This is a genomic window from Modestobacter sp. URMC 112, from assembly GCF_053502575.1.
Map to the genome: position 1 here is coordinate 3005557 of NZ_CP199957.1, position 19707 is coordinate 3025263.

A 19707-nucleotide genomic window follows, 5' to 3' on the forward strand; every position below is an offset into this window, starting at 1 on the left:
TCCTAGGTGCGGGGACCGACAGGACCGCTGGCTACCGTGCCCCGGTGACCACCAGCGCGCCCGTCTGGCTGCCCGACGACCTCATCAGCCCGCTGGACGACAAGCTCGGCATCGAGATCGTCGACTGGGACGCCGACCGGCTGGTGGCCCGGATGCCCGTCCCGGGCAACACCCAGCCCTTCGGCCTGCTGCACGGCGGGGCCACGTGCGCCCTGGTCGAGTCGGTCGGCTCCTACGCCGCCGCGCTCGCCGCCGGGCCGGGCGGCTCGGTGGTCGGCATCGAGCTCAACGTGAGCTACCTGCGCGGCGCCACGTCGGGGGTGGTCACCGCGGTGTGTACACCCGCCCGGCGCGGGCGGACGCTGGCCACCTTCCTGGTCGAGGTGGCCGACGACCGCGGGCGGCCGACCGCGACCGCCCGGCTGACCTGCATGCTCCGCCGCGGCCGCTGACGGCGCCGGCCGCCGCGGCGGGGGGTCAGCCCTCCGCGGCGGAGAGGTCGGGCAGCGGGCCGGGCACCCGGACCGGCCGGCGCCGCAGCGGCGTCCGCCGGTGCACCGGCAGCCGGCCGCGCTGCCAGGCCGACAGCTGCCGGCCCAGCTGCTCCCGGGAGGCGATCCGGCGGGTGGCCAGCGGGGCGAAGCCCATCCGGGCGAAGAACCGCTGACGCTCGGCCTCCTGCCCGCCGACCGCGGCGACCACGTGGTCCGCACCGGTGGCCCGGGCGTGCTCGGCGGCCGCCGCCAGCAGCGCCGCACCGGCGCCGCGACGGCGGTGGTCGCGGTGGACGACGAGCCAGTCGACGGTCACCTGGGGGGCGCCGAGGACGACCGACAACGGGTCGACGCCCAGCACCGCCAGGCCCACCGCCACCTCCTCCTCCCCCGGACCGCCGGGCGTGCCGCGGCCGGGCAGCACCGCCAGCACGACCCGGTGGGCGGGGTCGGCCAGCAGCCGGCCGAAGCCGGCCGCCGCGGCGGCGCCGGGCCCCTGTCCGGTGAGGACGCACTCCGCCGGCGTCGCCGCCCGGTGCTGCCGGACCAGCCCGAGGACGGCGGACAGGTCGTCGGCGCGCGCGACCCGGGTGACCACCCGGGAGCGCGCCGGGCCTCCACCCGGACCGCTGCCCGGACCGCTGCCCGGACCGTCGCCGGGGTCGCGCTCCGCGTCGTACGGCTGGGCTGCGCGGTGCTCTGCGTCGGGTGCTGTCATGACGGTCCTCCCCTGGCGGTGGCAGGAGCGTGCCCAACCACGCGGTGGCGCTGCGTGGCGGCACGCCGACTGCGCGTGCGCAACGTCCGGCACACCGGCGTGTCGCAGATGCATCACGGTGTGTCCCGGAAGGGTCATCAGCCCTCCGACCGTGGGTTACTGTCCCGGCTCAACCAACGGCTGGGAGGTCGAGTGACGCACGCGCAGCACCGTGTCCGCGGACCCGGTGACCGCAGGACGACCGGGGGGACACGGCCGCCGCGGCGCCGCCTGCCCCGGTGGGAGTCCGGGCGGCGTCCGCTGCTGCTGGCCCTCGTCGTGGCCGCCTTCGCGATGGCACTGGCGACCGTCGTCCCCGGGGTGGCGCAGGCGGAGGGAGAACAGGTCCGCGGCACGCTGACCACCCGCTCGTCCGGCCCGATCGAGGGCGCGACCATCACCGTCGAGACCGCCGACGGCGAGGAGGTGGACGAGGTCGAGACCGACGAGTCCGGCCAGTTCGCCGTCGACCTGCCCGGCCCCGGCGACTACGTCGTCAGCCTGGACACCGACACCCTCCCCGAGGGAGTGTCGGTCGGGAGCGCGGGCGACACCCGCGAGGTGACCGTCGAGACCGGACGGCGGCTGCCGGTGAACTTCGGCCTCACCGACGGCCAGAGCGGCGGGTCCGGGCGGGTCCTCGCCTTCCAGCTGCTCGTGGACGGCCTCCGGTTCGGCCTGCTGATCGCCATGGCCGCCGTCGGGCTGTCGCTGATCTTCGGCACCACCGGGCTGACCAACTTCGCCCACGGGGAGCTGGTCACCATCGGGGCGGTCGTGGCCTTCGTGCTCAACGCCTCCGGCGTCCCGCTGATCCTCGCCACGCTCATCGCGGTGGCGGTCGGCGGGCTGATCGGCGCACTCAACGAGTACGGCCTGTGGCGGCCGCTGCGCCGGCGGGGCACCGGCCTGGTGGCGGCGCTGGTCGTCTCCATCGGGCTCTCGCTGGCCGCCCGGTACCTCATCCAGACCTTCTACGGCGGCCGGTCCAACGCCTACCTCGACTACCAGTCCCAGCGGGCCCGCGACTACGGGCTCATCACCCTGACCGACCGCGACCTCTACTCGATCGTCGTCTCGCTGGTCGTCCTGGTCGGGGTGGCCGTCATGCTGCAGCGCACCCGGATCGGCAAGGCCATGCGCGCCGTCGCCGACAACCGCGACCTCGCCGCCTCCTCCGGCATCGACGTGAACCGGGTCATCCTGGTGGTCTGGGTGATGGGCGCCGGCCTGGCCGCCCTCGGCGGCGTCCTGCTGGGCCTGTCCGACCAGGTCCAGTGGGACATGGGCTTCCGGCTGCTGCTGCTCATGTTCGCCGGGGTCACCCTGGGCGGGCTGGGCACCGCCTACGGCGCCCTGGTCGGCAGCGTCATCGTCGGGGTCTTCGTCCAGATGTCCACCCTCGTCATCCCTGATGACGTCAAGTACGTCGGAGGGCTGCTGCTCTTGATCGTCATCCTCGTCATCCGACCCCAGGGCATCCTGGGCAGTCGCGCGCGGATCGGCTGACCCGGTGAGCGACCTCCTCGACGCCTTCGCCCTCGGGGTGCGGGCCATGTTCACCTACCAGGCGGTCTTCTTCGCCCTGCTGGCGATCGGGCTGAACCTGCACTTCGGGTACACCGGGCTGCTCAACTTCGGCCAGATCGCCTTCGCCATGCTCGGTGGCTTCGGGATCGCCATCTCGGTGTCCAAGTGGGGCCTGCCGTTCTGGCTGGGCGTGCTGATCGGGCTGCTGGCTGCCGTCGTCCTGGCGCTGCTGCTGGGCCTGCCGACCCTGCGGCTGCGGGCGGACTACCTGGCGATCGTCACCATCGCCGCGGCGGAGGCGCTACGGCTGCTGTTCCGGTCGGTGTCGGCGACGCCGCTGACCAACAGCACGCTGGGCATCTCCGCCTTCAACGGCGACTTCCTGGCGATGTCCCCGTGGTCGACCAGCGGCCGCTACGACATCCTCGGCACCCGCTGGAACGGCGGCGAGCTGTGGACCATCACCGTGGGCTGGTCGCTGGTGCTGCTGGCCTCGCTGCTGGTGTTCGCGCTGATGCGCAGCCCCTGGGGCCGGGTGCTCCGGGCGGTCCGCGAGGACGAGGACGCCGCCCGCGCGCTGGGCAAGAACGTCTACTCCTACAAGATGCAGTCGCTGGTGCTCGGCGGCCTGTTCGGCGCGCTCGGCGGGATGATCTACGCGCTCGGGACCGGGTCGGCCCAGCCGGACCAGTACCAGAACGCCAACACGTTCCTCGCCTACGGCGCGCTGATCCTGGGCGGGGCGGCCCGGGTGTCCGGCCCGGTCATCGGCGCGATGCTGCTCTGGTTCATCATCGCGTTCTCCGACAGTGCCCTGTCGGCCCTGCTCGCCGGGGACCGGACCTTCTTCGGCCTCTTCCAGATCAACGAGTTCGTGACCCAGACCGACGTCGCCTACGCGCGGTTCATCATCATCGGGCTCGGGATCATGTTCCTGATGATCTTCCGCCCGCAGGGCATCATCGGTGATCGACGAGAGGTGATGCTCGATGCCCGCTGACACCGGAGCGCACGGGACGCACGCCGCCCGCCCGGACGAGGTCCCCGCCGCTGGACACACCGGCGCCGGTGCCGCACCGCAGCGGCTGGCCCAGGCGGCGCTGCGGGACCTGCCGTGGGAGATCGGCGTCCGCAAGCCCGACGCCGCCGTCGTCGTCGACGGGGTCACCCGGACCTTCGGCGGCCTGACCGCGGTCTCCGTGGACCACCTGGAGATCCAGCGCGGCGGGATCACCGGGCTGATCGGCCCCAACGGCGCGGGCAAGACGACGCTGTTCAACCTGCTCACCGGCTTCGACCAGCCCGACACCGGGACGTGGTCCTTCGACGGCCGGTCGCTGGGCAAGCTCGCGCCGCACCAGGTCGCCCGGCTCGGCGTGGTCCGCACCTTCCAGCTGACCAAGGCGCTGTCCCGGCTCACCGTGCTGCAGAACATGCTGCTCGGCGCCCAGGACCAGAGCGGCGAGCGCTTCCTCAAGGCCCTGGTCCCCGGCACCTGGCGCAAGCAGGAGAAGGCGAACACCGAGAAGGCGCTCGAGCTGCTCGCCCGGTTCAAGCTGGACGCCAAGAAGGACGACTTCGCCGGCACCCTGTCCGGCGGGCAGCGCAAGCTGCTGGAGATGGCCCGCGCGCTGATGAGCGACCCAAAGGTCGTCATGCTCGACGAGCCGATGGCCGGGGTGAACCCCGCGCTCACCCAGAGCCTGCTCGGCCACGTCAAGGACCTGCGCGAGCAGGGCATGACGGTGATCTTCGTCGAGCACGACATGGACGTCGTCCGGGACATCAGCGACTGGGTGGTGGTGATGGCCGCCGGCCGGATCATCGCCGAGGGCCCACCCGAGTCGATCTCGCAGAACAAGGCCGTGGTCGACGCCTACCTCGGCGCCCACCACGACGCCCCGCTGACCATCGAGGAGGAGGACCGGGTGCTGGCCGAGGCCGAGGCGGCCATCGCCCGCGAGGACCCGCCGGCGCACACCGAGACGATCAGCTCCGACGCCCCTCCGAACGACAGGACCGACAGATGAGCGACCCGTTGTTCGAGGTCGACGAGTCCGGTGAGGACCTCACCCGGGCCGACCAGGCAGCCTCCGTCAGCGAGCTCTCCCCCGCCGAGAAGGCCGCCACCCGCGAGGAGCACGAGCGCCTCGCCGAGGGCGCCCTCGTCCGCGGGGACTCGCTGGTGGCCGGCTACGTGCCGGGGGTGAACATCCTGCGCGGCTGCGACTTCTACCTGCAGGACGGCGAGCTGGTGGGCATCATCGGCCCCAACGGCGCCGGCAAGTCCACGCTGCTCAAGACGCTCTTCGGGCTCATCCCGGTGCGCTCGGGCTCGGTGACCCTGCGCGGCGAGGACATCACCTCCGCGCCGGCCCACCGGCTCGTGCAGCTCGGCGTCGGGTACGTGCCGCAGAACAACAACGTGTTCCCCTCGCTGACCATCGAGGAGAACATGCAGATGGGCGTCTACCTGCGGCCCAAGACGTTCAAGGACCGCTTCGACTACGTCATCGACCTGTTCCCGCTGCTCGGCGAGCGGCGCAAGGGCAAGGCCGGGTCGCTGTCCGGCGGCGAGCGGCAGATGGTCGCGATGGGCCGGGCGCTGATGATGGACCCGTCGGTGCTGCTGCTCGACGAGCCCTCCGCCGGCCTCTCCCCCGCCTACCAGGACGAGGTGTTCATCCGTTGCCGGCGGATCAACGCCACCGGCGTCTCGATCATCATGGTCGAGCAGAACGCCCGCCGCTGCCTGCAGATCTGCGACCGCGGCTACGTGCTGGACCAGGGCCGCAACGCCTACACCGACACCGGCCAGTCGCTGATGAACGACCCCAAGGTGATCGAGCTGTACCTCGGCACGCTCGCCAAGGCCCACTAGAGAAAGGACCTCGGTGCCCCCCGGACCTCGCACGCTCGGCCCGGGCCCCTGCACCAAGGCCGGAGAACCAGCGCCCCCCGGACCTCGCACGCTCGGCCCGGGCCCCTGCACCGAGGCCGGAGAACCAGCGCCCCCCGGACCTCGCACGCTCGGCCCGGGCCCCTGCACCGAGGCCAGAGCGCCGGTGCCCCCCGGACCTCGCACGCTCGGCCCGGGCCCCTGCACCGAGGCCAGGGCGCCGGGCCAGGCTGGGCGGGTGCCCGACCGCGCCGCACTCCTCGCCCGCTACCGGGAGCTGGTGCTGCACGACCTGCCGGCCCGGGCCCGGGGCGAGGGCTGGGTGGTGACCGCCGATCACTGCTTCGGCCGGATCGTGCTCGACCACGCCGTCGGCGGACGCTGGTACGACGTGCTGGACCGGCGCCGCTCCCCCGCCTTCGCCCAGCTGGACGACGACCAGCTGGGCCGGGCGGTGGGGCTGGCCGAGCGGATGGCCACCGAGGGCGACCCGCTGGTCCGGGAGCTGGACGCCGCGAGCCTGGCCTGGCGCGGGAAGCCGGCCAAGCGGCGCTGACCTCCGCGGCGGGCGGTCGGGCGACGGGGGCAGGATCAGCGGGTGCTGCTCGCCCTCCACCTGCTCGTGGTCAGTGCCTACGCCGGCTTCCAATGGACCGTGCGGGTGCTGGTGTACCCGCAGTTCGCCGCCGTCCCCCCGGCCGGCTTCGCCGGCTATGAGCGGTCACACCAGACCCGGATCGCCCGCGTCGTGGGCCCGCTGTTCGCCGCCCAGGCGGTCACCACCGGCTGGCTGCTCGTCGACCGTCCGCCCGGGACGCCGCTGGGGCTGGTGCTGGCCGGCGCGGTGCTCTACGGGGCGGTGCTGCTGGTGACCGGGCTGGTCGCCGTCCCGCTGCACCGCCGGCTGGACGCCGGGTGGGACGCCGCCGCGCACCGCCGGCTGCTGCGCGCCGACGCCCTGCGGGTCGGGCTGGCCACCGCCGGCGTCCTGGTCGCCCTGGCGCTGGTCGCGACCGGCTGACCGGCGTGCCGGGTGGGCGCAGCAGCGCGGCCCGGCCCCCCGAAGGGGACCGGGCCGCGGTGTGGTGCGGGGTCAGGCGGTCAGCGCGCCGGGCCGATGCCCTGGGCGTTGAGCTCCTGGATGATCCGCGCCGACTCGTCGAAGCCGATCACGACGATGGCGTCGGGACCGAACTCGACCATCTGCTGGACCTCGGTGTCGTAGGACGACGCCGTGGGGTCGTAGGTGATCGCCAGGATGTCGTCCTCGGCGAGCCCGCCGTCGACCAGGTTGGCGGAGACGTTCTCCGCCAGGCCGGTGCCGTAGGCGTCGTTGAGGTTGAGGATCCCGACCCGGGTGTTGCCGTCACTGAGCACCAGGTCGGCCAGCGGGACCGCCTGCAGGACGTCCGGGGGCGCGGTGCGGAAGTACAGCCCCTGGTCGTTGTAGGTGGTGAACTGGTCGGAGGTGTTCGCCGGCGAGAACTGCACGACGCCGGCCGCGACGATCTTGTCGATGACCGTGAGGCTCACGCCCGAGGACGCCGCACCGATGATCGCGTTCACGTTGGCGGCGAGGAGCCGGTCCACCGTGGTGTTGGCGGTGTCGGTCGAGGTGTCACCGGAGTCGCCCTCGACGAGCTGGACCGGCTGGCCCAGCACGCCGCCGGCCTCGTTGATCTCCTGGACGGCCAGCTTGGCGCCGGCGACCTCCGGAGGGCCGAGGAAGGCGAGGGAACCGGTCAGCGGCAGCAGCGTGCCGACGACCAGCGGCCCGCCGGTGGCGCCGGGGGCGACCGGGGCGGGGCCCTCGTCGGTGGCGGCGTTGGCCTCGTCGCCGGCCACCTGGAACTCGGTGGCCGCGTCGTCGATGGCGTTGTCCGGGCCGAACTGCAGCAGGCCGAAGCTGGCCACCGCGGGCTCACCCGGGTCGGCGAAGCTCAGCGGGCCGGAGGCGCCGTCGTAGTCGACGTTGCCGCCGCCGTTGAGGATCTCCAGGCAGCTGGCGAAGTCCTCGCACTTGTCGCCACCGAAGGTCAGCCCGTTGATGTACGGGGCGAAGGCAGTGGCGTCGTTCGTGCCCGCGGCCTGCGCCGCCAGCGCGACGAGCAGGATGGCGTCGTAGGTCTCCCCGGCGTAGTTGTAGGTGCCGCCGAGGTTGGGGTCGATCGTGTCCAGCCGGCCCTTGAAGTCGTCGCTGAGGTCGGTGAGCGGCGTCGTGCCCTTCATCCCGTCCAGGGCGCCCTCGTCGGTGAACTGCTCACCGAGGGAGCTGCCCATGTTGCCGTCGGACCCGTAGATGTTGGTGACGTTCTCGCTGGCGGCGTCGCCGCCGCCGCCGCCACTGCCGCTGCCGCCGCTGTCACTCTCGCCGCCGCCGCCGCAGGCGGTCACGGCGAGCAGGACGGCACCGGAGACGGCGATGGCTCGGCCGAACGTGCCTGTGCGCATCAAAGAACTCCCAGTTGGTGTGCGTCGCTCTGGGGTCTCCAGCCGGCCGGATGCCGCCCGGGAGCCCCCACGGTCGCAAGAACCTAACCGCCCATCTGCGCGGCCGACCCGGCCCGCTCCTCACCGTGATGGGGTTGTGACCTGCGCGATCCCGGCGGGCGACACCGGTCGACCGGCCGTCCGGGCAGCGCCGTCCCCCGGCGGGTCAGCTCCCGGCGGGTCCCGCGGCGGCCGGGCCGGTCGGCGCGTCCAGGCCGAGGATCGCCTGGGCGAGGGCCTTCATCGACGTCCGCTCGTTCATCGCGGTCCGCTGGATCCAGCGGAACGCCTCGGCCTCGGTCATGCCGCGCTCGCTCATCAGCCGGCCCTTGGCCTGCTCGACGACCTTGCGGGCCTCCAGCCGCTCCCGGAGGTCGCCGACCTCGGCGTCCAGGGCGGTCATCTCCTGGAACCGGGCACGGGCCACCTCGATGGCCGGGACCAGGTCGTTCTTGGAGAAGGGCTTGACCAGGTAGGCCATGGCGCCGGCGTCGCGGGCGCGCTCGACGAGCTCCCGCTGGCTGAAGGCGGTGAGCACGATGACCGGGGCCACCCGCGCGGCGGCGATCTGCTCGGCGGCGGAGATGCCGTCCAGGACCGGCATCTGCACGTCCAGGACGACGAGGTCGGGGCGCAGCGCCACCGCCTGGTCGACAGCGGCCTGCCCGTCGCCGACCTCGGCGACGACCACGTACCCCTCCTCCTCGAGCATCTCCTTGAGGTCGAGGCGGATCAGGGCCTCGTCCTCGGCGATGAGGACCCGGGTCGGCTGGCTCGTCACGGGGCAGAGCCTAGCGATCACGGGCTCCCACCAGCGACCGCAGCCGCCGACCGGCCGCCGGATAGGCTGCTGCGCGGCGGACCGGCCAGCCCCCGTACCCCAATCGGCAGAGGGAGCGGATTCAAAACCCGCGCAGTGTGCGTTCGAGTCGCACCGGGGGCACCGTGCGCATGGCGGTCCTGACGGACCGCACCGCGGCCAGGTGCCGCAGCGGGCCCCGGTCGCCGGGACCGGACACGGCAGTCAATACGGTGACCGGGTGACCGGTCACATGACGCCCGACGAGTTCCGCCAGCACGGACACGAGGTGGTCGACTGGATCGCCGACTACTGGTCGAGGATCGGCTCCTTCCCGGTCCGCTCCCAGGTCTCCCCCGGTGACGTGCGCGCCGAACTGCCCCACGCCGCACCCGAGCAGGGCGAGCCGTTCTCCGCCGTGCTGGCCGACCTGGACCGGGTCGTGCTGCCCGGGGTCACCCACTGGCAGCACCCCGGCTTCTTCGGCTACTTCCCGGCCAACACCTCCGGGCCCTCGGTGCTCGGCGACCTGGTCTCGGCGGGCCTGGGCGTGCAGGGCATGTCCTGGGTGACCAGCCCCGCGGCCACCGAGCTCGAGCAGCACGTGCTGGACTGGCTGGCCGACCTGCTGGGCCTGCCGGCAGCGTTCCGGTCCACCGGCAGCGGCGGCGGCGTGGTGCAGGACTCCAGCTCCGGGGCGAACCTGGTCGCGCTGCTGGCGGCACTGCACCGGGCCAGCCGCGGGGCCACCGTGCGCGCCGGCGTGCAGCCAGACGACTACACGGTCTACGTCTCGGCCGAGACCCACTCCTCGATGGAGAAGGCGGTCCGGATCGCCGGGCTGGGCAGCGACGCGGTGCGGATCGTCGAGGTCGACGGCGACCTGGCGATGCGGCCGGCCGCACTGGCCGCCCGGCTGGAGCGGGACGTCGCCCGGGGGCTCACCCCGGTGCTGGTGTGCGCCACGGTCGGGACGACGTCCACCACCGCCGTCGACCCGCTGGCCGAGCTCGGCCCGATCTGCCAGCGGCACGGCGTGTGGCTGCACGTCGACGCGGCCTACGCCGGCGTCAGCGCCGTGGCCCCCGAACTGCGGCCGCTGCAGGCGGGCGTCGAGTGGGCCGACAGCTACACCACCGACGCCCACAAGTGGCTGCTCACCGGCTTAGACGCCACGTTGTTCTACGTCGCGGACCGGGCGGCGCTGACCGGGGCGCTGGCGATCCTGCCCGAGTACCTGCGCAACGCGGCGACCGAGACCGGGGCGGTGGTCGACTACCGCGACTGGCAGATCGAGCTCGGCCGTCGGTTCCGCGCGCTGAAGCTGTGGTTCGTGGTGCGCTGGTACGGCGCCGAGGGCCTGCGCGAGCACGTGCGCAGCGGGGTCGCGCTGGCCCAGGAGCTGGCCGGGTGGGCCGCCGCGGACGACCGGTTCGACGTGGTCGCCCCGCACCCGCTGTCGCTGGTGTGCCTCAAGCCGCGCTGGGTGGCCGGCGTGGACGCCGACGTCGCCACGATGACGCTGCTGGAGCGGCTGAACGACGGCGGCGAGGTCTTCCTCACCCACACCACGGTGTCCGGCGACGCGGTGCTCCGGGTGGCGGTCGGAGCCCCCACCACCACCCGCGCGCACGTCGAGCGGCTGTGGACGCTGCTCCGCGAGGCCCACGATTGGCTGGCCAACGACTTCGAGGAGCAGGCGGCCGAACGCCGCGAGGCGGAACGCGCCGAGGCAGAACGCGCCCAGGCGGAACGCCAGGAGGCGGAGCGCGCCCAGGCCGCGGCGGCAGAGCGCGCCGAGGCAGAGCGCGCCGAGGCAGAGCGCGCCGAGGCAGAGCGCGCCGAGGCAGAGCGCGCCGAGGCAGAGCGCGCCGAGGCGGCGGCCGTGGAGGCCCCGACCCTGGAGACCCCGGCGGCCCAGGACGAGACCGCCGCGCAGGTCGCCGCGCAGGCCGACCTCGACCCGGCGCCCGCCCGGGACTGACCGCGAGTGCGCGCTCGTCGGGGCCTGGACCGGCGGCGAGACCCCGGTGGGTGCGCACTCGACGACGCCGCGCGCCCGGGCCGCCCGCCGGCGCTCAGTCGCCGAGCGAGCGGATGAGCCCCTCCTGGGCGACGGTGGCGACGTGCGTGCCGTCGGCGGCCCAGATGTTGCCCAGGCACATCGCCCGGCCGCTGGAGGCCGAGGGGCTGTCGGTCTCGTACAGGAACCACTCGTCGGCCAGCACCGGGCGGTGGAACCACACGGCGTGGTCCAGGCTCGCGCCCACGATCGAGCCGCCCCAGCCGCCGCCGACCCGGGCGAGCCCGGCGGACAGCAGCGTGAGGTCGCTGACGAAGGTCAGCGCCGCCGCGTGCACCGCCTCCACCTCGGGGAGCTTGCCGGTGACCCGGAACCAGGCGCGGGAGGCGGTGTCCGGGGGCGTGCGCGGGGCCGGGTCGAAGGGGTCGGCGAGGTACCGCTGCTCCACCGCCCGGGCCAGCACCCGCAGGGTGGCGGCCTTCGTGGGGTGGGCGGCGGCGACCTCCTCCAGGCCGGGCAGGGAGTCCGGCCCGGGGACGTCGGGCATCGGCAGGGAGTGCTCGACGACCGGCCGCTCCCCGGCGTGGAAGTCCGCGGTGAGGGCGAAGATGGCGACGTCCTCACCCTTGCGGGTCTGCCGGGCGAGCACCCGCCGGGTGCTGAACGACCGCCCCTCCCGCAGCCGCTCCACCTCGAAGCGGATCTCCTCCGCGGTGTCCCCCGGGCGCAGGAAGTACGAGTGCAGCGAGTGCACCGGCCGGTCCTCCGGCACCGTCGCGATCGCCGCCATCAGCGCCTGACCGGCGACCTGCCCGCCGAACACCCGCTGCAGCGGGGTGGGCGGGGTCAGCCCGACGTACAGGTCGTCCCCGCGCGGCTGGAGGCGCAGCACCTCCATCAGCTCGGACGCCGGGGTGGCGCCCGCGGAGCCGGCCGGGGACGGCGGCGACACCGTCACGCGTCGGACCCCACCTCGTGCACGCGCACCAGGTTCGTGGAGCCGGCGGTGTTGGGCGGGCTGCCGGCGACGATGACGACCCGGTCGCCCTCCCGCAGCCGGCCGATGGACAGCAGCGAGAAGTCGACCTGGCCGACCATGTCGTCGGTGTGGGTCACCGTGGGCACCAGGAAGGTCTCCACCCCCCAGGACAGCGCCAGCCGGCTGCGGACCCGCGGGTCGGTGGTGAAGGCCAGGATCGGCAGCCGGGTGTGCAGCGCGGCGAGCCGCTGTGCGGTGTTCCCGGTGAGGGTGAACGCGGCCAGCGCCTTGACGTCCATCGACTCACCGATGTCCTTGGCCGCCCGCACGATGGCCCCGGACCGGGACGAGGAGACGCGGTGCACCTGGGGGGTGCGGATGCCGTCGGACTCGACGGCGTCGATGATCCGCTCCATCGTCCGGACCGCGGCGATCGGGTACTTCCCCACCGAGGTCTCCCCCGACAGCATCACCGCGTCCGCCCCGTCCATGACGGCGTTGGCCACGTCGGAGGCCTCCGCCCGGGTCGGCCGCGAGTTCTCGATCATCGACTCGAGCATCTGGGTGGCGACGATGACCGGCTTGTTGCGCTCGCGCGCTGCCTGGACGGCGCGCTTCTGCACCAGCGGGACCCGCTCGAGCGGCAGCTCCACGCCCAGGTCGCCGCGGGCCACCATGATCCCGTCGAAGGCCTCGACGATCTCCTCGAGGTTGTCCACCGCCTCGGGCTTCTCCAGCTTGGCGATGACCGGGACCTCGACGTCCTCCTGGCGCATGATCTCGCGGACCAGCTCGACGTCGCGGGGCGAGCGGACGAACGACAGCGCCACGAAGTCGACCGACAGGGACAGCGCGAAGCGGAGGTCCTCGGCGTCCTTGTCCGACAGCGCCGGGACGCTGACGGCCACCCCGGGCAGGGACAGCCCCTTGTTGTTGGACACCGGTCCGCCCTCGAGCACCAGGCACCACACGTCCGGACCGTCGACCTCGACCACGGTGAGGGCGAGCTTGCCGTCGTCGATGAGCAGCCGGTCGCCGACGCGGACGTCGTTGGCCAGGTCCTTGTAGGTCGTGGAGACCCGCTCGGCGGTGCCCTGGACGTCGTCCACGGTGATGCACACCCGGCTGCCGGACGCCCAGGTGACCGGGCCGTCGGCGAACGTCCCGAGCCGGATCTTGGGGCCCTGCAGGTCGGCGAGCACCGCGACGGCGTGGCCGACCTTGTCCGAGGCCTCCCGGACCATGCGGTAGGACTTCTCGTGGTCGGCGTGCGCGCCGTGGCTGAAGTTCAGCCGGGCGACGTCCATGCCCGACTCGACCAGGGCGGTGATCTGCTCCAGGGAGCCGGTCGCCGGCCCCAACGTACAGACGATCTTGGCGCGGCGGGACATGAGGAGAACCTATCGGTCGGGGGTCAGCGCAGCGGGACGGCGGTGGGGGTGACGGGCCGGGGCAGCGCGGTGTCCCCGGTCAGCCAACCGTCGACCGCGGCGGCGGCGGCGCGGCCCTCGGAGATCGCCCAGACGATCAGCGACTGCCCGCGGCCCATGTCACCGGAGACGAAGACGCCGGGCACGGTGGTCATGAAGTCGCCGTCCCGGACGACGTTGCCGCGGCCGTCGACCTCGACGCCGAGGCCGTCGACCAGGCCGGCGCGCTGGGCCCCGGTGAAGCCCATGGCCAGCAGCACCAGGTCGGCCGGGATCTCCCGGTCGGTGCCCTCCACCTCCTGGAACCGGCCGTCCACCATCTGCACGTCGTGCACCAGCAGCGCGCGCACGTTGCCGTCCTCGTCGCCGAGGAACCGCTCGGTGTTGATCGAGTAGAGCCGATCGCCGCCCTCCTCGTGGGCGCTGGAGACCCGCAGGATCAGCGGGTAGGTCGGCCACGGGTTCTGCGCGGCGCGCGTCCCCGGCGGCTCGGGCATGATCTCCAGCTGGGTGACCGATGCGGCGCCCTGCCGGTGCGAGGTGCCCAGGCAGTCCGCGCCGGTGTCACCGCCGCCGATGATGACGACGTGCTTGCCGGCCGCGTTGATCGGCGGCTCGTCGAGCTCGCCGAGCGCCTGCAGGTTGCCGTAGGGCAGGAACTCCATCGCCAGGTGGATGCCGGAGAGCTCCCGGCCCGGGACCTTCAGGTCGCGGCCGATGGTGGCCCCGCCGGCCAGCACCACGGCGTCGAAGTCCGCACGCAGCTGCTCGACCGAGAGGTCGTCCGGGCGGCTGCCGCCGACCTCGACGCCGGTGACGAACCGGGTGCCCTCGGCGCGCATCTGGTCCAGCCGCCGGTCGACGTAGCGCTTCTCCATCTTGAACTCGGGGATGCCGTAGCGCAGCAGCCCGCCGATCCGGTCGGACCGCTCGTAGACGGTCACCTCGTGCCCGGCGCGGGTGAGCTGCTGGGCGGCCGCCAGCCCGGCCGGCCCGGAGCCGACGACGGCGACCCTGCGGCCGGTGAGCTCCTGCGGCGGCTGGGGGGTCACCCAGCCGTGGGCGAAGGCCTGGTCGATGATCTCGAACTCGATCTGCTTGATCGTTACCGGCGACTCCTGCAGGTTCAGCACGCAGGCGCCCTCGCACGGGGCCGGGCACAGCTTCCCGGTGAACTCGGGGAAGTTGTTGGTGGCGTGCAGCCGTTCGATGGCCTCCCGCCAGTCGTCCCGGCGGGCCAGGTCGTTCCACTCCGGGATCAGGTTGCCCAGCGGGCAGCCGTGGTGGCAGAACGGGATCCCGCAGTCCATGCAGCGGGCGGCCTGCTCGCGGACCGCGGCGACCGGGAAGACGGCGTCCTCCCCGGTCTCCCGGTCCAGGTAGACGTCCTTCCAGTCCATGATCCGCACGTCCACCGGACGGCGCGGCGGGGTCTTCCGGCCGTACTTCAGGAACCCGGTCGAGTCAGCCACGTGCGGCCTCCATCACAGCTCGGTCGACGTCGTAGCCGGCGGCCTCGGCGGCCTGCCGGGCCTCCATCGCGCGACGGTAGTCACGCGGCATGATCACGCTGAACCGCTCGGACCAGCGGCCCCAGTCGGCCAGCAGGGCCGCGGCCACGGTGGAGCCGGTGTCGCCGTGGTAGCGCACCAGCACGTCCCGCAGCCACTGCGAGGACTCCGCGTCCAGCGTCTCGATCTCCACCATCTCGCTGTTGACCCGGTGCCGGGCGAGGTCCAGCACGTAGCCGATCCCGCCGGACATGCCGGCCGCGACGTTGCGCCCGGTGGGGCCGAGGATGACCGCCGATCCGCCGGTCATGTACTCCAGCGCGTGGTCACCGACGCCCTCGACGACGGCGAGCGCGCCGGAGTTGCGCACGCAGAACCGCTCCCCCACCCGGCCGCGGAGGAACACCTCACCGGCCGTGGCGCCGTAGCCGATGACGTTGCCGGCGATCACCGCGTCCTCGGCGGCGAAGGTCGCCTCCAGCGCCGGACGGACGACGATGCGCCCACCGGACAGGCCCTTGCCGACGTAGTCGTTGGCGTCGCCGAGCAGGGTCATGGTGATGCCGCGCGGCAGGAAGGCGCCGAAGGACTGCCCGGCCGACCCCTCGAAGGTCAGGTCGATGGTGCCGTCGGGCAGGCCCTCGCCGCCGAAGCGGCGGGTGACCATGGAGCCCAGCATCGTGCCGACGGTGCGGTTCACGTTGCGCACCGGCAGCTGCAGGCTGACCGGGCGGGCGTCGAGCAGCGCACCCTCGCAGAGCTGGATCAGGGTCTGGTCCAGCGCCTGCTCCAGGCCGTGGTCCTGGGTCCGGACCTGCCGCCGCGGCGCGCCCTCGGGCAGCTCAGGGACGACGAGCATCTTGGACAGGTCCAGGCCGCGGGCCTTCCAGTGGTCGACCGCGGTGCGGGTCTCCAACAGCTCGGCGTGGCCCACGGCCTCGTCGAGTGAGCGGAAGCCGAGCTCGGCGAGGTAGCCGCGGACCTGCTCGGCCAGGAACTCGAAGAACGTGACCACGAACTCCGGCTGCCCGGTGAACCGCTTGCGCAGCTCGGGGTTCTGGGTGGCCACGCCGACCGGGCAGGTGTCCAGGTGGCAGACGCGCATCATGACGCAGCCACTGACCACCAGCGGGGCGGTGGCGAAGCCGAACTCCTCGGCGCCCAGCAGCGCGGCGACCACCACGTCGCGGCCGGTCTTGAGCTGGCCGTCGACCTGGACGGTGATCCGGTCCCGCAGCCCGTTGGCCAGCAGCGTCTGCTGGGTCTCGGCCAGGCCGAGCTCCCACGGCGAGCCGGCGTGCTTGAGCGAGGTCAGCGGCGCCGCGCCGGTGCCGCCGTCGTGGCCGGAGATGAGGACGACGTCGGCGTGGGCCTTGCTGACGCCCGCGGCCACCGTGCCGACCCCCACCTCGGCGACCAGCTTGACGTTGATCCGCGCCTCGTTGTTCGCGTTCTTGAGGTCGTGGATCAGCTGCTTGAGGTCCTCGATGGAGTAGATGTCGTGGTGTGGCGGCGGGCTGATCAGGCCGACGCCGGGCGTGGAGTGCCGGGTCCGGGCCACCCAGGGATAGACCTTGGCGCCGGGCAGCTGGCCGCCCTCACCGGGCTTGGCGCCCTGCGCCATCTTGATCTGGATGTCGTCGGCGTTGACCAGGTACTCGCTGGTGACGCCGAACCGGCCGCTGGCGACCTGCTTGATCGCCGAGCGGCGCAGGTCCCCGTTCTCGTCCCGGGCGAAGCGGTCGGGGTCCTCCCCGCCTTCGCCGGTGTTGGACCGGCCGCCGAGCCGGTTCATCGCGATGGCGAGGGTCTCGTGCGCCTCCTGGGAGATCGAGCCGTAGCTCATCGCCCCGGTCTGGAACCGCTTGACGATCTCGCTGACGCTCTCCACCTCCTCGATCGGCACCGGGGGGCGGACGCCGGTCCGGAAGGAGAACAGCCCGCGCAGCGTCGCAGCGTCGGCCGAGAGCGCGTCGACGGTCTCGGTGTAGCGCTCGAAGACGTCGTACTGGCGGGCCCGGGTGGCGTGCTGGAGCAGGAACACCGTCTCGGGGTTGAACAGGTGCACCTCGCCCTCGCGGCGCCACTGGTACTCCCCGCCGGTCTCCAGCCGGCGGTGCGCCCGCTCGGTCGGGTTCTGCGGGTAGGCCCGGCGGTGGCGCATGGCCACCTCCTCGGCGAGCACGTCGATGCCCACCCCGCCCAGCGGCGCGGAGGTGCCGGTGAAGTACTCGTCGACGAGGTCCTGGCTCAGCCCGACGGCCTCGAAGATCTGCGCCATGGTGTACGAGCCGACGGTGCTGATGCCCATCTTGCTCATCACCTTGAGCACGCCCTTGCCCAGCGCCTTGACCATGTTGCGCACGGCCTGCGCGGGCTGGACACCGGTGAGCGAGCCGTCCCGGATGAGGTCCTCGATGGACTCGAAGGCCAGGTAGGGGTTGACCGCGGCCGCCCCGTAGCCCAGCAGCAGCGCGACGTGGTGCACCTCGCGGCAGTCACCGGACTCCACGACCAGGCCGACCTGCATGCGGGTGCGCTCGCGCACCAGGTGGTGGTGCACCGCGGCGGTCATCAGCAGCGACGGGATGGGGGCACGCTTCTCGTCGCAGTCCCGGTCGGACAGCACGATGACCCGGGCGCCGGCCGCGATGGCCTTGCTGACCTTGGTGCGCAGCGCCTCGACGGCCGACGCGAGCGCCGGCCCGCCGCCGGTGACGTCGAAGTGGCCGGTGATCCGGACGGCGGCGAAACCGGGCAGGTCGCCGTCGTCGTCGATGTGCAGGATCTTGGCCAGCTCGTCGTTGTCGATGACCGGGTAGGGCAGGAAGACCTGGCGGCAGGACGCCGGGGTGGCCTCCAGCAGGTTCTGCTCGGGGCCGAAGGTGCGGCCCAGGCTGGTGACCAGCTCCTCCCGGATGGCGTCCAGCGGCGGGTTGGTCACCTGGGCGAAGAGCTGCCCGAAGTAGTCGTAGAGCTGCCGCGACCGGTCCGACAGCGCGGCGACGGGGGTGTCGGTGCCCATCGAGCCGATCGGCTCGGCGCCGGAGGAGGCCATCGGGGTGAGCAGCACCCGCAGCTCCTCCTCGGTGTAGCCGAAGAGCTGCTGCCGGCGGACGACGGACTCGTGGCTGGGCCGCGAGCGGCGGCGCTCGGGCAGGGTCGGCAGGTGCACCAGCCCGGCGTGCAGCCAGTCGTCGTAGGGGTGCTCGCCGGCCAGCGCGCCCTTGACCTCCTCGTCGGCGACGATCCGGCCCTGGGTGGTGTCGACCAGGAACATCCGGCCCGGCTGCAGCCGGCCCTTGGCGACGACGTCGCCGGCCGGGACGTCGAGCACGCCGGCCTCGCTGGCCAGCACCACCATGCCGTCCTTGGTCTGCCACCAGCGACCCGGGCGCAGGCCGTTGCGGTCCAGCACGGCGCCGATCAGCGAGCCGTCGGTGAAGGCGACGCAGGCCGGCCCGTCCCAGGGCTCCATGATCGAGGCGTGGAACCGGTAGAAGGCCCGGCGGGCCGGGTCCATCTCCTCGTGGTTCTCCCAGGCCTCCGGGATCATCATCAGCACGGCGTGCGGCAGCGAGCGGCCGGACAGGTGCAGCAGCTCCAGCACCTCGTCGAAGGTCGCCGAGTCGCTGAAGTCGCTGGCGGTCACCGGGTAGATCCGGTCGAGGCCGAGCTCGGCGGCCGGGCCGGCGGGGCCGTCGAACAGCGTGGTGTCCAGCTTCGCCTCGCGGGCGCGCATCCGGTTCCGGTTGCCCTTGATGGTATTGATCTCACCGTTGTGGGCGATGAACCGGAACGGGTGCGCCAGCGGCCAGCTGGGGAAGGTGTTGGTGGAGAACCGGCTGTGCACCAGCGCGATCGCGGACTCGTAGCGCTCGTCGCGCAGGTCGGGGAAGAAGGCCGGCAGCTGGTCGGTGGTCAGCATGCCCTTGTAGGTCAGCGTCCGGGAGGACAGCGAGACCACGTAGCAGCTGCTGCCCGCCTCCCGGGCGGCACGCTCGGCGCGCTTGCGCAGCACGAACGCCCGCCGCTCCAGCCGGGTGACCCCGTGGTGGTCGGTCCGGCCGCCGAACGCGGCGGCGTCGGCGCGGGCGCCGATGGTCTCGGCGACGAACAGCTGGGCGAAGTGCGGCATCACCGCGCGGGCGGTGGGCCCGAGGTCGGCGCCGTCGGGGTCGACCGGCAGCTCCCGCCAGCCCAGGACGGTCAGCCCCTCCTCGGCCGCGATCCGCGCGACGGCGTCCACCACGGCGGCCCGCTGCTCGGCGTCGGCGGGCAGGAAGGCGATGCCGACGGCGTACTCGCCCAGCGGCGGCAGGTCGAAGTCGACGCTGGCCCGCAGCAGCCCGTCGGGGACCTGGGTGAGGATGCCCGCGCCGTCCCCGGAGTTCGGCTCGGAGCCGGCCGCTCCGCGGTGGTCGAGGTTGTGCAGTGCGGTCAGCCCGGCCGCGACGATGGCGCGCGAGCGCCGTCCGCGGGCGTCGGCGACGAACGCGACGCCGCAGGCGTCGTGCTCGTTCGCGGGGTCGTAGAGACCCGAGGCCGGAGGCAGCGCCGAGAAAGCGGGCGCGGTGGCGGGGGCGGAGAGGTCAGGCATGTCACTCCCGTCGTCGGCTGGCCGCGGCGGCCCCTCGGCACGGGCCCCGGAGGGGCCGGGCGAGGGCGCTGGTGCGGGGGGCGGGTGCCCCGCCGGGTGGTCGATGCGGTGCAGGGTGGTGCGGGAACCGGATGAGGTCCGACGGGTGGGGCAACGCAGGCCGGCGGGGACGCGGTGCGTCCGCCCCGGCTGGGT

At 73.3% G+C, this 19707-nt stretch carries 15 protein-coding genes and 1 tRNA gene; 9 read left to right on the top strand and 7 right to left on the bottom strand.

The features are described 5' to 3' along the window. Positions 1 to 44 precede the first annotated feature (44 nt). Positions 45 to 452 (top strand): PaaI family thioesterase, encoded by a 408-nt coding sequence (locus ACWIX6_RS14130; RefSeq protein WP_448613062.1) that lies wholly within the window; start codon positions 45 to 47, stop codon positions 450 to 452. A gap of 25 nt (positions 453 to 477) precedes the next feature. Here the strand turns inward: ACWIX6_RS14130 and ACWIX6_RS14135 are convergent, their stop codons facing one another. Continuing rightward, positions 478 to 1212 carry a GNAT family N-acetyltransferase gene (locus tag ACWIX6_RS14135; protein ID WP_448613063.1) on the bottom strand — a complete coding sequence of 245 codons (735 nt, stop codon included), beginning with the start codon at positions 1210 to 1212 and terminating at the stop codon, positions 478 to 480. A 192-nt stretch (positions 1213 to 1404) separates the two neighbouring features. Here ACWIX6_RS14135 and ACWIX6_RS14140 point away from each other — a divergent pair, with 192 nt between their 5' ends. The 6 genes from ACWIX6_RS14140 to ACWIX6_RS14165 all read left to right on the top strand — a co-directional run bounded on the left by ACWIX6_RS14140 (position 1405) and on the right by ACWIX6_RS14165 (position 6701). After that, the gene (locus ACWIX6_RS14140) at positions 1405 to 2760 is read left to right on the top strand and encodes a branched-chain amino acid ABC transporter permease (protein WP_448613064.1); all 1356 of its coding nucleotides are present in this window, start codon (positions 1405 to 1407) and stop codon (positions 2758 to 2760) included. 4 nt (positions 2761 to 2764) lie between these two features. Further along, entirely contained in the window at positions 2765 to 3781 is a 1017-nt protein-coding gene (locus ACWIX6_RS14145; RefSeq protein ID WP_448613065.1) for a branched-chain amino acid ABC transporter permease, read from the top strand. Then, complete coding sequence (locus ACWIX6_RS14150; protein WP_448613066.1) at positions 3771 to 4811, top strand: ABC transporter ATP-binding protein; 1041 nt, start codon at positions 3771 to 3773, stop codon at positions 4809 to 4811. The genes ACWIX6_RS14145 and ACWIX6_RS14150 overlap by 11 nt, the downstream gene beginning before the upstream one ends. Further along, positions 4808 to 5662, top strand: coding sequence for an ABC transporter ATP-binding protein (locus ACWIX6_RS14155; protein ID WP_448613067.1), 855 nt, complete (start codon positions 4808 to 4810; stop codon positions 5660 to 5662). The genes ACWIX6_RS14150 and ACWIX6_RS14155 overlap by 4 nt, the downstream gene beginning before the upstream one ends. A gap of 256 nt (positions 5663 to 5918) precedes the next feature. Further along, complete coding sequence (locus ACWIX6_RS14160; protein ID WP_448613068.1) at positions 5919 to 6236, top strand: hypothetical protein; 318 nt, start codon at positions 5919 to 5921, stop codon at positions 6234 to 6236. A 42-nt stretch (positions 6237 to 6278) separates the two neighbouring features. After that, positions 6279 to 6701, top strand: coding sequence for a DUF1772 domain-containing protein (locus tag ACWIX6_RS14165; RefSeq protein WP_448613069.1), 423 nt, complete (start codon positions 6279 to 6281; stop codon positions 6699 to 6701). Positions 6702 to 6781: 80 nt separating this feature from the next. On the opposite strand, the gene ACWIX6_RS14170 is transcribed toward ACWIX6_RS14165, so the two are convergent. Further along, positions 6782 to 8131, bottom strand: coding sequence for an ABC transporter substrate-binding protein (locus ACWIX6_RS14170; protein ID WP_448613070.1), 1350 nt, complete (start codon positions 8129 to 8131; stop codon positions 6782 to 6784). Between the two features lie 205 nt (positions 8132 to 8336). After that, positions 8337 to 8951 carry an ANTAR domain-containing response regulator gene (locus tag ACWIX6_RS14175; RefSeq protein ID WP_448613071.1) on the bottom strand — a complete coding sequence of 205 codons (615 nt, stop codon included), beginning with the start codon at positions 8949 to 8951 and terminating at the stop codon, positions 8337 to 8339. A gap of 88 nt (positions 8952 to 9039) precedes the next feature. On the opposite strand from ACWIX6_RS14175, the gene ACWIX6_RS14180 reads away from it, so the two are divergent. Together ACWIX6_RS14180 and ACWIX6_RS14185 are read left to right on the top strand one after the other, a co-directional pair. Continuing rightward, positions 9040 to 9113 (top strand) — tRNA-Leu (locus tag ACWIX6_RS14180). 97 nt (positions 9114 to 9210) lie between these two features. Continuing rightward, positions 9211 to 10953: a pyridoxal-dependent decarboxylase gene (locus ACWIX6_RS14185; protein ID WP_448613072.1), complete on the top strand. Its 1743-nt coding sequence runs from the start codon at positions 9211 to 9213 to the stop codon at positions 10951 to 10953. Between the two features lie 94 nt (positions 10954 to 11047). Here ACWIX6_RS14185 and ACWIX6_RS14190 read toward each other — a convergent pair whose 3' ends face one another. The 4 genes from ACWIX6_RS14190 to gltB are packed head-to-tail and all read right to left on the bottom strand — an operon-like array spanning position 11048 to position 19512. Beyond that, the gene (locus tag ACWIX6_RS14190; RefSeq protein ID WP_448613073.1) at positions 11048 to 11950 is read right to left on the bottom strand and encodes an acyl-CoA thioesterase; all 903 of its coding nucleotides are present in this window, start codon (positions 11948 to 11950) and stop codon (positions 11048 to 11050) included. After that, entirely contained in the window at positions 11947 to 13362 is a 1416-nt protein-coding gene (pyk, locus tag ACWIX6_RS14195; RefSeq protein WP_448613074.1) for a pyruvate kinase, read from the bottom strand. Before pyk ends, ACWIX6_RS14190 begins: the two co-directional genes overlap by 4 nt. A 23-nt stretch (positions 13363 to 13385) precedes the next feature. After that, entirely contained in the window at positions 13386 to 14873 is a 1488-nt protein-coding gene (locus tag ACWIX6_RS14200; RefSeq protein ID WP_448613075.1) for a glutamate synthase subunit beta, read from the bottom strand. Next, positions 14866 to 19512, bottom strand: a complete 4647-nt coding sequence (gene gltB, locus ACWIX6_RS14205; RefSeq protein ID WP_448613076.1) for a glutamate synthase large subunit — start codon at positions 19510 to 19512, stop codon at positions 14866 to 14868. The genes ACWIX6_RS14200 and gltB overlap by 8 nt, the downstream gene beginning before the upstream one ends. Positions 19513 to 19707: the final 195 nt, after the last annotated feature.

What these genes read in the sequence shown, in the direction of transcription:
- ACWIX6_RS14150 (WP_448613066.1), top strand. Translation starts at nt 3,771, where the DNA reads ATGCCCGCTGACACCGGAGCGCACGGGACGCACGCCGCCCGCCCGGAC.
- ACWIX6_RS14135 (WP_448613063.1), bottom strand. Translation starts at nt 1,212, where the DNA reads ATGACAGCACCCGACGCAGAGCACCGCGCAGCCCAGCCGTACGACGCG.
- ACWIX6_RS14155 (WP_448613067.1), top strand. Translation starts at nt 4,808, where the DNA reads ATGAGCGACCCGTTGTTCGAGGTCGACGAGTCCGGTGAGGACCTCACC.
- gltB (WP_448613076.1), bottom strand. Translation starts at nt 19,512, where the DNA reads ATGCCTGACCTCTCCGCCCCCGCCACCGCGCCCGCTTTCTCGGCGCTG.
- pyk (WP_448613074.1), bottom strand. Translation starts at nt 13,362, where the DNA reads ATGTCCCGCCGCGCCAAGATCGTCTGTACGTTGGGGCCGGCGACCGGC.
- ACWIX6_RS14170 (WP_448613070.1), bottom strand. Translation starts at nt 8,131, where the DNA reads ATGCGCACAGGCACGTTCGGCCGAGCCATCGCCGTCTCCGGTGCCGTC.